Origin of the sequence: Chlorobium sp. N1 (assembly GCF_004332115.1) — a bacterium.
Lineage (GTDB): Bacteria > Bacteroidota > Chlorobiia > Chlorobiales > Chlorobiaceae > Chlorobium.
Window position 1 is genome coordinate 91,228 of the sequence record NZ_SJPA01000005.1, and the last position, 14,708, is coordinate 105,935.

Annotated in this window: 12 protein-coding genes and 2 riboswitches; of the genes, 1 reads left to right on the top strand and 11 read right to left on the bottom strand. The window is 60.2% G+C overall.

Translation table 11 applies throughout. The annotated features are described in order from the left end of the window. Positions 1–4: 4 nt before the first annotated feature. From cobT to E0L29_RS07920, 11 genes are read right to left on the bottom strand one after another with little or no spacing between them, the layout of a single operon-like run. The gene (cobT, locus tag E0L29_RS07870) at positions 5–1,069 is read right to left on the bottom strand and encodes a nicotinate-nucleotide--dimethylbenzimidazole phosphoribosyltransferase (RefSeq protein ID WP_131357332.1); all 1,065 of its coding nucleotides are present in this window, start codon (positions 1,067–1,069) and stop codon (positions 5–7) included. Positions 1,070–1,106: 37 nt separating this feature from the next. Next, a complete protein-coding gene (gene cobU, locus E0L29_RS07875; protein WP_131357335.1) occupies positions 1,107–1,628 on the bottom strand; it encodes a bifunctional adenosylcobinamide kinase/adenosylcobinamide-phosphate guanylyltransferase in 522 nt (173 codons plus the stop codon). Next, the gene (cbiR, locus tag E0L29_RS07880; protein ID WP_131357338.1) at positions 1,628–2,434 is read right to left on the bottom strand and encodes a cobamide remodeling phosphodiesterase CbiR; all 807 of its coding nucleotides are present in this window, start codon (positions 2,432–2,434) and stop codon (positions 1,628–1,630) included. The genes cobU and cbiR overlap by 1 nt, the downstream gene beginning before the upstream one ends. A gap of 3 nt (positions 2,435–2,437) precedes the next feature. Then, the gene (locus E0L29_RS07885; protein ID WP_131357341.1) at positions 2,438–3,700 is read right to left on the bottom strand and encodes an ABC transporter ATP-binding protein; all 1,263 of its coding nucleotides are present in this window, start codon (positions 3,698–3,700) and stop codon (positions 2,438–2,440) included. 2 nt (positions 3,701–3,702) lie between these two features. Further along, positions 3,703–4,794, bottom strand: coding sequence for an iron ABC transporter permease (locus tag E0L29_RS07890; protein ID WP_131357344.1), 1,092 nt, complete (start codon positions 4,792–4,794; stop codon positions 3,703–3,705). Next, complete coding sequence (locus E0L29_RS07895) at positions 4,748–5,290, bottom strand: cob(I)yrinic acid a,c-diamide adenosyltransferase (RefSeq protein ID WP_131357347.1); 543 nt, start codon at positions 5,288–5,290, stop codon at positions 4,748–4,750. Before E0L29_RS07895 ends, E0L29_RS07890 begins: the two co-directional genes overlap by 47 nt. 22 nt (positions 5,291–5,312) lie before the next feature. Then, complete coding sequence (gene cbiB / locus E0L29_RS07900) at positions 5,313–6,269, bottom strand: adenosylcobinamide-phosphate synthase CbiB (RefSeq protein ID WP_131357349.1); 957 nt, start codon at positions 6,267–6,269, stop codon at positions 5,313–5,315. Further along, the gene (cobD, locus tag E0L29_RS07905; protein WP_131357352.1) at positions 6,266–7,309 is read right to left on the bottom strand and encodes a threonine-phosphate decarboxylase CobD; all 1,044 of its coding nucleotides are present in this window, start codon (positions 7,307–7,309) and stop codon (positions 6,266–6,268) included. The genes cbiB and cobD overlap by 4 nt, the downstream gene beginning before the upstream one ends. Then, the gene (locus E0L29_RS07910; protein WP_242664322.1) at positions 7,306–8,832 is read right to left on the bottom strand and encodes a cobyric acid synthase; all 1,527 of its coding nucleotides are present in this window, start codon (positions 8,830–8,832) and stop codon (positions 7,306–7,308) included. The genes cobD and E0L29_RS07910 overlap by 4 nt, the downstream gene beginning before the upstream one ends. After that, positions 8,820–9,614: an ABC transporter substrate-binding protein gene (locus tag E0L29_RS07915; protein WP_131357355.1), complete on the bottom strand. Its 795-nt coding sequence runs from the start codon at positions 9,612–9,614 to the stop codon at positions 8,820–8,822. The genes E0L29_RS07910 and E0L29_RS07915 overlap by 13 nt, the downstream gene beginning before the upstream one ends. Before the next feature lie 37 nt (positions 9,615–9,651). Then, the gene (locus tag E0L29_RS07920; RefSeq protein WP_131357358.1) at positions 9,652–11,574 is read right to left on the bottom strand and encodes a TonB-dependent receptor; all 1,923 of its coding nucleotides are present in this window, start codon (positions 11,572–11,574) and stop codon (positions 9,652–9,654) included. Between the two features lie 170 nt (positions 11,575–11,744). Further along, positions 11,745–11,984, bottom strand: a riboswitch (cobalamin riboswitch). Positions 11,985–12,106: 122 nt separating this feature from the next. After that, positions 12,107–12,333, top strand: a riboswitch (cobalamin riboswitch). Between the two features lie 341 nt (positions 12,334–12,674). On the opposite strand from E0L29_RS07920, the gene E0L29_RS07925 reads away from it, so the two are divergent. Continuing rightward, positions 12,675–14,657: a TonB-dependent receptor gene (locus tag E0L29_RS07925; protein WP_242664323.1), complete on the top strand. Its 1,983-nt coding sequence runs from the start codon at positions 12,675–12,677 to the stop codon at positions 14,655–14,657. Positions 14,658–14,708: the final 51 nt, after the last annotated feature.

The following is a 14,708-nucleotide window of genomic DNA, read 5'->3' on the forward strand; positions in this document are numbered from 1 at the left end:
AGGGCTACTCCCCCTCCCCCCTGGCGACGCTTGCCGAGCTGAAGGTCGCCATCCCGTTGTAGATCCGCAGAGCGCCCTCGATCACGTGCATGGCCAGGGCCCCGCCGGTGCCTTCGCCGAGGCGAAGGTCGAGGTCGAGGATCGGTCGTGTGCCGATCGCCTGCATCACCCTCCGGTGCCCCTGTTCGTTCGAGAGATGGCTGAAGAAGAGGTACCCCGCAGCAGCCGGACAGATCTTCATGGCCGCAAGCGCACCGGCCGAGGAGATGAAGCCGTCGACGACGACCGGAAGCCGCCGGGAGGCCGCTCCGATGATGAAGCCTGCGATACCGGCGATCTCGAATCCGCCGAGAGAGGCAAGCGCACCAAGAGGGGTGGCGCAGCGCTCGCGGTTGCACTCGATCGCGCGTCGGATCACGGCTTTCTTGTGCTCGAGCCGCTGCTCGTCGATTCCTGTTCCCCGACCGGTTATCTCTTCAACGGCAATGTCCAGCAGCACCGAATAGAGCGCCGTCGCCGGGGTGGTGTTGGCGATGCCCATCTCGCCCGTTCCGAGCAGGTGGAAGCCGTTGTCGGCGGCCTCGACGGCAAGGGCCGCCCCGGCCATGAGTGCCTGCAGCGTCTCCTCTCCGCTCATCGCAGGACCCTCGACCATATTGCTGCTGCCGTGGCGCACCTTCCTCTGCAGAAGGCCCGCCGTTTCGGGAAAGTCGTGGTTCACTCCCATGTCGACCACCTCGAGCTCTGCTCCGGCGTGACGCGAAAGCACGTTGATGGCCGCCCCGCCGGCAAGCATGTTGTAGACCATCTGGGGGGTGACCTCGGCCGGGTAGGCCGATACCCCTTCGGCGGCGACACCGTGGTCTGCGGCGAAGCAGCAGATCTTCTTCTTTTCGAGCACGGGCTTCAGGCTTCCGGTCGCCATGACGAACTGCCTGGCGATCTCCTCGAGGCGCCCGAGGCTGCCCTGCGGCTTGGTGAGGTCGTCGAGATGGGCCTGTGCCGGAGCTTCAAGAGTGCCGTCAACGGGGCGGACGGCGTCGACTAGTGCCTGGAACTGCTGCTGCATGGGACGTACTACGGATGAATCGTTGGTGGAAACGGGATTATTTGAGTCTCAGGGGAAGACCGCTCGCAAGCAGCCAGGCCTCGTCGGAGAGGGTGGCTGCGCGCTGGTTGATGATGCCGGCCATGTCGCGGAACCGCCGGGCCATGGCGTTTTCCGGCACGATGCCCATGCCGGTTTCATTGGTGACGAGGATGACGGAGCAGGGAGGATCCCGCAACACGCCGAGAAGGCTTTCGATCTCACGCTCGATGGCCGATTCGTCCTCGCCGAACCGGTACATGAGGTTCCCCGTCCAGACGGTGAGGCAATCGAGCAGCACGACGCCGGTCCCTGCAGGCACCCGGCCGAGCGCCTCGCCGATCCCCACCGGCTCCTCGATGGTCGTGAACGCATCGCTGCGTTCTTCCCTGTGGCGTCGGATGCGCGCCTCCATCTCGCCGTCGAAGGCCTCCGCTGTGGCCAGGAACACACGCCGCTCATGCTGCATCGCGAGATTCAGGGCGAACGTGCTCTTGCCGCTGCGCGCCCCGCCGGTCACGAAAACGATCCGCTTGTCCATCACGCACGCCTCCTTCGTCTCTCGAACAGGCTGCAGGAATCGAGGAAGTCCTCCTCACTGAAGATCTCCATCGTAAAGACCCTGTCCATGTCGCCGGAGCGCTGCAGGCGCTCCATGACAAGATCGAGCACCGAAGCGTCGAGATGGCAAAGCGAGACATGGTCGCGTCCGTCCAGCACTCCGTGCACATGGAGCACCCTGGTGCGCGAAAGGTACCGATCAATCGCCTCTTCGACGCTGTAGCCGAAGAGCACGAGGTGCCCGATGTCGATCGTCACGCTCATGCCGAGCGCGTCGACCACCGGCCAGATATGTTCGTAGGGGTAGTTGAGGGTTTCGACGGCGAACTCCGAGGCAGAGGCGTCGCTCGAGGCGATGAGCCGCGCGGCCGAAGAGCGGAAGGCATCCTGGAAACGTGACACCTTCGATGCGTCGCAGTCTCTGAGGTCGACGCCCTTGCCGGCCTCGGCGTGTACGACATAGGCCGAACGGGGAAGGCTCTCGGTCAGCTCGACGATGCGCTGGCACTTCTCGACCGAACGTTCCCGTTCGTCCCGGTCGGCATGGCCGAGATAGGCGTCGAGCGGCAGGTGCACCGAGTAGGTCAGTTCATGCTCTGCGGCCAGTTCGGAGAGGCGGCGTATGTCGTCGGGTGAGGGAAGGTTCGAGAACTCGTCGGATTCGAAGAGGACGAGCTCGATGTCGTCGACCCGGTCCTTGAGATACTCGACGTTGGGAATGATCTCGTCGGGTTTGATATAGGAGGTGGTCCCGAACCGGCAGGGAAACGGAAGGCGTGAAGACATGGGTCAGGATGGTTGCTGTTGCAGTTTCATGATGAGTTCGTGCATGGTCTGCCATGATTGGGCGCCGCGGGCCGTCATCGATTCGAGAAGGCGGCTGGCCGCCCTTCCGTCGGTGTAGTCCCGCTCGGCAAGGCCGGCCGCGATGAAAACCCTCCGTCCGCGACGAAGTGCATCGTCGGCGAGCTCAAGGTTGACGAGATTGCCGGAACCGAACGGCACATGGCTTATAATGACGGCGTCGGCCTCGAGCGCCATCATGCGGGCGCACTCGGCGGCTATGGGGCCGACCGGCGAAAAGGGCTGTTCGAGCACCGAGGTGATGGAGAGCGCACGTGCCGCTTCGGCATCGGAATCCAGCTCGTTGAGCACGCCGGTCGTCACACCGAACCCCTCGAGCAGGAGGCGGCGGTAGAGCTCGATGCCGCTGCCTCCCCCTGCCACCACGTGAGTGCGGAGGCCGGAGCTCCCGGCCAACTTGCGCCCCTCGAGGTTCCCGCTTACCTGGAGCGCACCGGTATAGGGATCGGGACGCACCTGGAGCTCGCAGTCGTAAACGGGACCGAGGAGCTCGGGACGGAGGACCTCGTGCGGGGCCCCGTCGGCGGCAAGCCGTCCCTCATGCATCAGGAGCAGCCGGTCGGACACGGCCGCCGAGAGCGAAAGGTCGTGGCTGACGAGGACGATCGTCAGCTGCCGCTCGCGGTTGAGGTTCAGAAGGATCTGCAGGACCTCGTTGCGGTGGTTGATGTCGAGATGTGAAATCGACTCGTCGAGCATGATGACGCGCGGCTCCTGGGCGAGAACCATGGCAAGCGCCACCCGCTGCTGCTCGCCACCGCTGAGCTCGCCGAAGTACCGGTCGGCGAGCGGCAGGACGTCGGTGTAGATCATCGCGCGTTCGACCAGGTCGTGATCCTGTGTCGAGATCCTGCCGAGCAGGCCCATGGAGCCTACGCGGCCGTTCATGACGATCTCCGAGACGCTGAAGGCCATCGGAGCATCGAGCTTCTGCGGCACGACGCCGAGGAGTGAGGCGCGCTCCCTCGGCTTGAGCTGCGAGACGCTGCGGCCGAACAGCTCGACCGAACCGGAAATCGGCTTTATGAGGGAGGCCGCCGTCTTCAACAGGGTGCTCTTGCCGCTGCCGTTGGGGCCGATAAGCGAGACGAACTCGCCCTCCCGGACAGAGAAGCTCACCCGGTCGAGCACCAGGCGGTGGCTGTAGCCGGCCGATACGGACCGGAACGAGAGTGCGTCGTGAGCCATAGTCAGCCGATCCAGGCCTGTTTCATCCGCTTCTGCAGGATGATGAGGAAAAAGGGGCCGCCGGCAAGTGCGGTGACGACGCCGACTGGGATCTCGACCGGAGCGAGAACGGTTCTTGCCACCGCATCGCAGAGCACAAGGAACAGGCCGCCTCCGAGCGCGGAGAGCGGAATGAGGCGTCGGTGGTCGGGACCGAACGAAGCCCGGACCACGTGCGGCACGATGAGTCCGACGAAGCCGATCATGCCGGAGAGCGAAACGGCGGTGGCGGCAAGCAGGGTTGCAAGCAGCAGGCCAAGCGTGATGACGAAGCCGGCATTGATGCCCTGGTAGTGGGCCATGTCACGGCCGAGCACGAGAGCGTTGAAGGGGCGGGAGAGCACCCACGCTCCGCCAAGTCCAATCGCAACAAGGAGAGCGGCAACCTGCTGCTGGGAAGGGGACGCGGGCTGGAGACTTCCGAGCATCCACCAGATGACGTTATGCATCCCCTCGACGCTGGCGCTGGAAACCAGGAACATGATGATGCTCGAGCAGATGGCGCTGACGATGACGCCGGCGAGGATCAGGCTGTAGACGGAAGGCTGGCCTCCGCTCCCCTGGCTTGCAATAGCGTAGACCAGCACAAGCGTCAGCACCGCGGAAACGAACGCGACGATGGGAAGGCTGAGCGGCAGGGCGAGCGAGGCTCCGAGCAGGATGCTTATCGTTGCCCCGAGACCGGCCCCTCCGCTGACCCCGAGGACATAGGGTTCGGCGAGCGGGTTGCGGAGCAGTGCCTGGAAGACCACGCCGGAGGCAGAAAGGGCGGCTCCGGTGAGGAGCCCCATCAGAAGACGGCTCAGGCGGAGCGAAAAGATGGCACTGCCGGAGGCCGTCTCAAGGTCGGGAATGCCGATGCCGGAAGGCCCCATCATGAGCGAAAAGAGCAGCAGGATGGGCACCGCAGCAAGAAAGAGCGCAATACGGGCCCTCCGGGGCTTCGGGGACGTAAAGCGGTTGTCGAGACAGACCGCGCGTTTCCGCCGCGTATGGAGCTCCTGCAGCTTAATCCTCCACCCCCCTCTGGGCAGGGATTCCTGCTTCGAAACCATGTTTCAGCATGGTCATTTCAGTGGCGGTATCGGCCGCGTCGAGCAGTTCCTGCGGAGCGTTGCGCCCTGTCAGGACGATGATCTTGCGGCTGTCGGCCTCGTCGATCGCCCTCAATAGCGGCCCGGCCTCGACAAGGTTGCGCGAAAGCGCAAAGCAGACCTCGTCGAGCAGCACGAAGTCATAGCGGGGATCGGCGAGGGCGGCGAGGGCGGCCGTCAGCCCTTCGGCAGCGGCATCGCGATGCAGCTGCATCTCGGGGCTTTCGGGATCGCGGGGAAGGAACCCCCTGCCGTGCTGTGACCACAGGACAAGCGGAGATGCGCTGAAGAACTTCTCTTCGCCGACCTCTCTGTCAGCTTTCACGAACTGTATCACGCGGGCGCGCATGCCGTGGCCGAGCGCACGGGCCAGCATGCCGAACGCAGCGGTGCTCTTGCCCTTGCCGTTGCCGGTAAACAGAAGCACGCGGGGCCTCTTCGATCCATTCTGTTCCATTCTGGTGGGGAGGGTCTTTGGGTTAGGGTAAAAAAGAGCATGCGGCTGCAGTCAGTACGCCGGCAACAAGAAACACGGCCGCCGTGAGCCGCATGAGTCCGACGGCGCTCCGCAGCGTCACCGCGCCGCACTCGCCTTTACGGACACCGAGCACGGGCGCCTGGTCCGGCACCCCTCCGTAGCTGCGAGCCCCGCCGAACGAGACGCCGAGCGCTCCGGCAAAGGCCGCCTCGGGATAGCCCGCATTCGGGCTTTCATGGAGTCGGGCGCCTTGGCCGACAGCCCTAAAGATATCAAAAAAACGCAGTTTCAGCGGCAGTGCGGCAAAAGCGATGGCAGGCACCGTCAGGCGGGCGGGAAGCAGGTTGAGCAGGTCGTCGAAACGCGCGGAGGCCCAGCCGAACTCCAGGTATTTCTCGTTACGGTACCCGAAACTCGAGTCGAGAGTGCTGGCGGCCTTGTAGGCGACGGCGCCGACCGGACCCAGCAGCAGCGCGTAGAAAAGCGGACCCGTCACGCCGTCGACCGTGTTTTCCGCGACGCTTTCCGTTGCTGCAAGCGCGACGCCGGCCGCATCGAGCGACTCGGTATCCCTGCCGACCATCCAGGAGACCCTCGTTCTTGCAGCCTCGAGGTCGCCGGCAGAAAGCGGCCCCAGCACGGCGAGCGCGTGGTCGGCAAGATCCCTCGTCGCAAAGCAGCTGTACATGATTGCGACCGACACGGCCTTGCCTGCCAGCGGATGCACTGCGCCGGCAACGGCGACAAGGGCCCATGCCGCCACGGCGGAGAGCCCGACGACGAGAAGCGCCGCAAGGGTGCCGGAAAGGCGAAGCGGCAAGGGGCTCGGGCGAAGGAGCGCTTCAAGCCTTGCGGCAAGCCACCCCATCCCCCGGACCGGATGCGGCATCCACCTCGGATCGCCGACGAGAAGGTCGAGCACGAAGGCCGCCATGACGAGCCACAACGATTCGATCATGCCGGCATCTCCCCGAACACCCGGAGGAAGCGGTCGTTCTCTTCGGGTGTCCGCACGGCGAAGCGGAACCACTCCCCTTCCAGCCCGTCGAAGTTCCTGCTATCACGCACATGGATGGCGTTGAGGGCGAGCGCGTCCGTCAGGCGCTCGAGCGGGCCGTCATGCCAGCGGGCAAGGAAGAAGTTGGCTGCGCCGCCGCGCAGCTCGACACGCTCGATAGCCTCGAACGCCTCCCGCATGCGCCGGCGCTCCGTCATGATCATCGTCCGGACCCCGTCCTCCCACTTTCGGCACTCCGTCAGCCTTCCGGCGACGAGCTCAGCCACAGCATTCACGGTCCATGGCTCCTTGGCGTCGAGCAGCCGCCCGATTACCGACGGGTGGGCCACGACGGCTCCGAGCCGGAGCCCCGGCAGGGCATAGAACTTCGTCAGCGAATGCACGACGACGATGTTCGGAAAGCGGCCGACATGCTGCATGAAGGAGTTGTCGGGAAACCCTTCGGTATACTGGATGAAAGCTTCGTCGACGATGAACCATCTGTCGGGAAAGCGCCGTGCGAGCGCCATGAGCGATTCCGGCTCGAGCATCGTCCCCGTCGGGTTGTTCGGGTTCCCTACGAACAGCGCGTCGGCGTCTGCCATCGCTCCGGCGATACGCTCCGCCGAAGGACAGGCGAACCCCTCTTCGTCCAAAAGAGGAAGCTTCACGACGTCGGCACCGGCGATCTGCGAAGCCCGTTCGTACTCATGGAAGGAGGGCGCAAAAACCACGACACGCCGAAGCCCGAGGGCCCTCGGGATGAGGTAGATGCCCTCGACGGCGCCGTTCATGGCAAGCACGCGTTCGGCCTCGAGACCGAAGCGCTCGACGTAGAACCCCCTGAGGGCAGAGCCGTCGATGGAGGGGTAACGGGCAAAAGACGACAGGTCGAGCGTAAGGGGCTCCAGAGGCAGGGACAGCGGCGTGATGTTGACGCTGAAATCGAGCATTCCAGAGCCAGGTGCGCCGCCGTGTTTATGGCTATAGAGCCCGTTCACGAGCGGCCCTCCGCCGGGATGCCGGCCAGCTCGAAAAGCCTCTCAAGGTCGAGATGCTTCGAGAAATGCCGGGCAAGGAGCTCATAGGCTTCATTGCGCCCCATGCCGCCGCTTGAGGGGACATAGGCGGGATCTGCCTGGGCGAGCAGCCAGTTTCGGAGCGCCACCCCGTCGAAGATCCCGTGGAAATAGGTACCGATAACACGCCCGTCCTCGCTCCGGGCGCCGTCGCTGTCCTCGACCGCCTGGCAGTTGCGGCCCGTGACCTTCAGGAAGGGCCGCGCTCCGCCGGCAGCCTCTGTACGGCCCATATGGATCTCGTAGCCGCTTGCGGCGATTCCGTGCCCGTCGACCACGCCGGCGGAATTGGTCAGGCACTTGCCATGTTCGAGCACCGTCGTGGCCGAGAGGAGGCCGAGCCCCGGAGTGGATCCGGGCGAGCCCTCGAGGCCGTGCGGATCGGAGATCGAGCGGCCGAGCATCTGGAACCCGCCGCAGATGCCCATGACGAGCCCCCCGCGCCGGCGGAACGCCTCGATGGGCTCTTCCCATCCCATACGCCGGAGCCAATCGAGATCTCCCCGCACGTTCTTCGAGCCGGGGAGCACCAGCATGTGGTACCCTTCGAGCGAACGCGGCTTGTGCAGGTAGTGCACCTCCAGCGAAGGATCCTCCTCAAGAGGCGCCAGATCGGTGAAGTTGGAGATATGCGGGAAATAGATTGCGGCGACAGCTGTTCTGCCCTTTGAGGGAGCCGCCTTCGGGTCGACCTTCGAGCCGAGCGGAACGGCGTCCTCCGACTCGATGGCGAAATCACGGAAATAGGGTATGACGCCGAGCACCGGAACGCCGGTTTTCTCCTCAAGCATCCTGACCCCCTCTTCGAATAGCACGATGTCGCCCCGGAACCGGTTGATGACGACGCCCTTCACGAGGGCCCGGTCCTCCGGCGGGATCACGGCAAGGGTGCCGACCACCTGGGCGAAGACGCCGCCGCGGTCGATGTCGGCCACGAGGATGACCGAAGCCCCGGCCTCGCGGGCGGTGCGGAAGTTCACGAAATCGCGTTCGTAAAGATTCATCTCGGCGCACGAACCCGCACCCTCGATTACGAGCAGCTCATGCTCATCCATCAGCCGATGCAGGCTCTCGCGGGCGACCGCAGCCCAGCGGGAGGTATCGCGGAAGTACCCTTTCGCCGACTGGTTGCCGTCCACCCGCCCCTGCAGCACCACCTGGGCGCCGGTATCGGTGTTGGGTTTGAGCAGCACCGGGTTCATGTCGGCCGTCGGCACCACGCCGGCAGCTTCGGCCTGCACGATCTGCGCACGGCCGATCTCCTGGCCGTCGGGTGTCACGCCGGAGTTGTTCGACATGTTCTGGGCCTTGTAGGGCGCCACGTCGATGCCTGCGTTGCGGAAAATGCGGCAGAGCGCCGTAGCCACGACGCTCTTGCCGACATCGGAAGCCGTGCCGAGGACGGCTAGTGGTTTCAGTCTAAATTGGGCGTTCAATCGAGCCACATCGGCTCCTTTGCTTTTAATTCAGTGAGGCCTTTGAGAATTACAGGTGCGGGATGAAGAAAATAATCTCCATCAAGATTTATGACCTTGACATTGGTTTCCATAGACACGGCTGAACAAACCTTACCCATATCGCGTTCAAAAACAATAAGGTAGTCAGGCCTGAAATGATTGACAAGATCTTTCACTTCATTGAACTCGTTTCCTATCGTGATATGACGGACATGTTCATGGGTTTCAACAATCTCGAATCCTGCATGTTGAAACAGGTCATAGAGCCACGTCTTTTTTCCGAAGGAATACGGCTGACCGGTGCAGGCGGAAAGGAGAAGAACACGAGAGCTGTTTCCGTTGATGAGTGCGGCTTTCTGCGTCCACTCATGATGAAAACGTTCTGCCTGTTCCTGCCCTCCGGCAACACCCAATGCGTCACAGATTCTGACAAGATTCTCCTCAATCTCCCCCATGGACCTGAAGCCATCCAGCACTACCGGAACCGTGCCTTCCGGAACGACCTCATCAATCACATGCTTTTGCGTCCAGTTGGAGGTGATGATATACTTCGGCTTCAATTCGGTGATCGCCTGTTTGTCGGGCCTGAAGATTGTCCCGGTTCTCGGCCGATCCAGCCTGTCATGCTTACTGACGCCGACTATCTTTCCTTCAAGACCCAAATACTGGAGCGTATGCGTCACATATGGCGATTGACTCACGATGGTTTGCTCATTCCCGGCACAGCCGACGATGAGAGGAAACAGTATCGCAATCAGTAATTGCTTCATCTTTAACTGTTCTTCTTGTGTGTACTGAAATCAGATTTCAGAATTTCACTGAATACCCGATACGCACCAATCGGCCGGGTTCATAACGCACATATCTGGAAGATGCGTCTGCATCGAGCTCTCCCATGGTCTGTACTTCCGTATCGAAAAGGTTGTCGACGGCCATCATGATATTGCCGGGCCCGGCTTTTACTCTGGCAGAAACGTCGTACGCCGTATAATCACGAAGCGAATCCTCACGGCCTGTCAACATCCTGCAGTTAAAATTGATTGCCAAAGCATTGGACGCGTATGCCGCCCCGAAAGTGTTCTGAAACCTGGGACCGGGCTGGTACTCTATACCATCCTCGTCTTCCGCAACCGGGTATGCCCAGTAACCGTTGGCGGATAAAGATACCGAGCCAAGTAGCCCGGGATTGCCGCCAAACGGCGAGATGGCAAGGGACCAGTCGACGCCTGTCGTCTTATAATTATTGGCATTGTAGTACTGTATGGCCTTGTCGACATATCGATACTCTATTTTATCCTCATATCGCATCGTGAATGCGGCTAACCGCACTGATGCATTACGTGCATCCCATTTCGCACCGGATTCATAGCTCCATCCCGATTCGGGCCTGAGGTCAGGATTTGCGAGAAAGGTCGAGCCGGAACCATACAGCTGCGTAAAGGTCGGTGCACGGAAGGCCTTCCCGACATTGGCGAAGAGGTTTGTGGAGGCAGATGCCTTCCATGTAAGGCCAGAGCTCGGCAGGAAAATGTCATAGTCCGGTCTGGTATCAGGCATATCGATAAACTGCTCCCTACCCGCAGCCGTCAGGACCAGGGCATCGCCAACAAGCACCCTCAACTCCGCAAATGCCCCATAATCGTCACGGGATTTTTGATACTGAAAATCAGCTTTGGTTTTTTCGTCATTGGCATAATTGACATAACGGTGCACATAATCCATGCCCGGAGTAATCTCTATACCATCAGCCAACCTATAGCGATAGTTAGCCTCGGCTCCGTAGTTGTATGTATCCCGGACATTTTCCTGAATAATACTTCCGAGCCGGTATTCGGTCTCGTCTCGAGTATCATATTTTCCGTAGAGTTTTACCTTCGCGCTATCGGTTTCATAGCGCAGGTCAAGAAAGTGCCCATACCCGACCTCGTCAACATTGTCTGCAGATGTGGAACCTGGTGTGAAACCAGCATCATAAGCATAGCCAAGCCCCGTTTCATACTGAGAATACAGGTAATCAACCCAGACGTTTTTGAGCGGTGAAGCATTGACGTTCACTTCATAGCGATCAGTCTCATCAAGCGTGTAGGTATAGTGAGATGTGAAATGGCGGCCCATATCATCGATTGCCCCGATGTGCTGATAGTGAAGCCCCAGCGTCACATCGGGAAAATTCAAGCTCACAGCATGGTTCATCATATCCTTGTTGCCGAACTCACCGGAGACGGCTATCCCGGTCTTATCATCAGGGCTTTTGGTAATGATATTCACCACGCCGGTCATCGCATCGGCCCCATAGCGGGTCGATGCCGTGCCTTTCAGGACCTCGATCCGTTCAATCTGCTCAACGGGAATGGTGCTCAGGTCATAACCTTTTGATGCACCTTCCTGGATCGGCGTCCCGTTGATAAGAACCAACTCGCCGCCCTCAATACCACGGATTCCAACAGAGCTGGTCATTCCCCTGCTATTGATGCCGAAAGCAGCGCCCGACTTATAGAACAGGCCTCCGATTCGAGCAAGAGCCTCAATAGCGTTGGTGGCTCCGGTTTCAACCAGCTGCTCATTGTCAACGACAGTGATGAACCGAGGACTTTCCTTTTCCACTTCGGAGAAGGTGGTGCCGGTTACGACTACCTCATCAGCCAAATAGCTCACGGACTGCTCATCAGCATACGCCGTCTGGTTGCACAGCACAGCCATAAGTATGATAGCGAGATTCTTCTTGTTCATGGATTCAATCATGTTGGTGTTTAAAAAAACACATGACTGGATCTATCAGGAGGGGCCATGCAGAAGAAGAACGGATCCCAATGCTCTCAATCGGAAAACAGAAAACGAGAAAATGGAGAATCCGTGCGACCAGCTGTTGCATTGCCTGACTATAACCCGTAGTCCGATCGTGTGATGCAATAGCAGCTGGCAGGTCTCCTGACTTTGGCGGCGTACTTCCGTTCCGGCCTTCCCGCCGTTGTCCCGGGAGGAAAACATGCAGTGACCTGGAACGCACCTCAACTCGATCGCATGTGGCCATGCAAAGGATTTGCGGCTTACCGTTATACAGTTGCGGGTACAGTGTACGGATCTCACGTACTTCCCTATTCTCCGGCTTTCAAACCGGCACCAGCTACGGTGAAAGAACATTATTGTGGGGCTAATATACGTTACGAGCTGCAGATTGCCTACTGTTTTCATCCCGAAGGGCAACGACCGGGACAACAATCTCATTGAATTTGCTGAGATATTTCTTATTATTTGACATCGGAATGTTCTTTCCTCAACCGGTGCCTGCTTAAGCAGGGTAATAGGGAACTGCGTGCAAATCGCAGACTGTACCCGCAACTGTCATCGCCTAATGGGGTGATCCACGCTATCAACCCCAGAATGAAACCATGTCGCCACTGCGCCCATCCTCCCAGGAGGGTTCGGGAAGGCGGTTTCATCTCCTCTACGGCGAAAGTCAGGAAACCTGCCGGATGATTATTTCATGAGCATGACGCTCAAACGGCCACGGGACAATGGCCTGGAAATAAACCCCTTACGCCCGATTCACTGACGTCTGACCATCAAAACCCGAAGCCTTCAAAGAGGCCTGCGCTTATCCGTTGATGCATATCCGCGCCTGTACCCAAGCGCGGTCACATCATCGTTGCAATCTCGTTGCAGCCATTCGGGCCGCCGGTGGAACCGCGTCGTTCGCACAACACAAAACACAACCGATGCCATCCATGAAAGTGAATCAAAGCCAGCCCATTATGAAGCGGCAGATCAAAGCGATTGCGGCAATAATGCTGTTCACAGCGCCTGCCGCTCATGCCGAACCGAAAACATTCGTGCAGAAGAATGAAATCGTCGTTACGGCAACAAGAACCCCCGAGGACCCCTACAGCCTCCCCTGCGACATTGAAATCATCTCACAGGACGCCATCGGGGAGGAGAGCCTGAGCTCGGTCGGCGACCTCATCGAAACCGCCTCCGGCGTCACGCTTACCGGAGCCGGCATATGGGAGACGCAGCCCACCATCAGGGGATTCGGCGGGAACAGGGTCCTTGTCCTGATCGACGGCGATCGCGAGACCAATCTCTGGGCGGGGCGTGAACCGCTTACGCCGTTCATGGACACCGGAAGGATCGAGCGTGTCGAAATCCTCAAGGGACCGGCCTCCGTGCTCTACGGCAGCGACGCGATGGGCGGCGTGATCAACATCATCACCAGGAAACCGGAATTCACCACGGACGGTTCGTGGGCATTCAGCCCATCGGCCACCATCGGCTACAGCTCGAACGACAGCGGCAAGTACGGAAACCTTGTGCTTGACGGTGCCAGCGATGAAGTGGCGGTACGCCTGGAAGCCTCAACCAGGGACCACGGCAACTACCGGGACGGTAACGGCGACACGGTCGACAACAGCCAGTTCGAGGGGATGAGCTTCGGAGCCGCGGCAAGCTGGAAGGTCAACGAGAAGAACGAGCTCAGTGCGTCGTGGCGCAGGAGCGACATTGACGACATGGGGCAGCCGCAGAAAGAAAACTACCCCTGGTCGCATTTCACCAAGTTTGATACCGATACATGGAAAATCGGCTGGCACGCGAAGGATATCGGCATCATCACAGACCTTGAGCTGAAAGGATGGCTCGTCGACCAGAAGCGCGTTTATGACGGGCGAACAGGTACAACATCGACGGCCAAAAACAAAGACAACTGGATCGATACGGGGGCCAAGGGCGCATCGCTGCAGCTGACGTTCAATCCGACTGCCAAGGACGTCCTGGTCAGCGGGATCGAATTCGTCAGGGAAGATGCGCGCTCGGGAGAAATCCTGACAAAAACCGACGGAACCGTCACGAACACCTATCCCCCGGTATCGGAAGATGCCTACCGGAACCACGTCGGTGTTTACGCACAGAACACCAGGAGCTTCGGCGACGGCTCGAGGGTGATTGGCGGCGTACGCTATGACTGGTTCAATGCCGATGCCGAAGATGCCGTTATCACCGCAGGCACCAACACCTACACCACTCCTTTTAGCGAAGAGAGTGACGGGGCTGTAACGGCAAACCTGGGCTACGTTCTTCCGCTCTCTTCGGTTCTGAACGCCAACATCAATGCCGCAACGGGATTCAGGGCGCCCGACATTTTCGAGCGCTTCTCCTTCAGGGGGACAAGCTCCTACTCCATCGGAAACCCGGCTCTGAAACCCGAATACTCATGGAACATTGATGCGGGGCTGAAAATGAGGAACGAAAAATTGTCGGGCAGCCTGACAGGATTCTATTCAAGGATCCAGGACTTCATTGACACAAAAGAGGTTGATAATACATTTGGTCTTCCTGTTGACACTGGAACAACGGACTATAAGTACTATCAGTACGTCAACGTCATGGACGCCGAACTTTTCGGCTTCGACGCCAATGCCTCATGGAAAGCCCTCGACCACCTTACGCTCTTCGGCGGCATCTCTTCGGTAATCGGCAAGAACCGCGATAACGACGACCGGCTGAACTCCATTGCCCCGACCAACGGCAGGCTCGGGGCCCGCTGGGACGACTCCCTCGGCAGGAACTCCTCCTGGTGGCTGGAAGTCAACACCGAGCTCTATGCCGACCAGGACAATCCCGGCCCCGGCGATGAGATCGCCACCCCCGGCTACGGGCTCGTCAACCTCAAGAGCGGCATCAGGTTCACCCGGAACGTGACGCTGGCCGTGGCGGTCGACAACCTTTTCGACAGGACCTACCGCAGCCATCTTGCCAGTGAAGACTTCCTCTACGAGCCAGGCATCAACGTCAAGACCTCGCTCAATGTGACGCTCTGAATGGCCGCCGGCCGCATCGGATGCAACGCAGAAGCCCCGGGAGAACCGGGG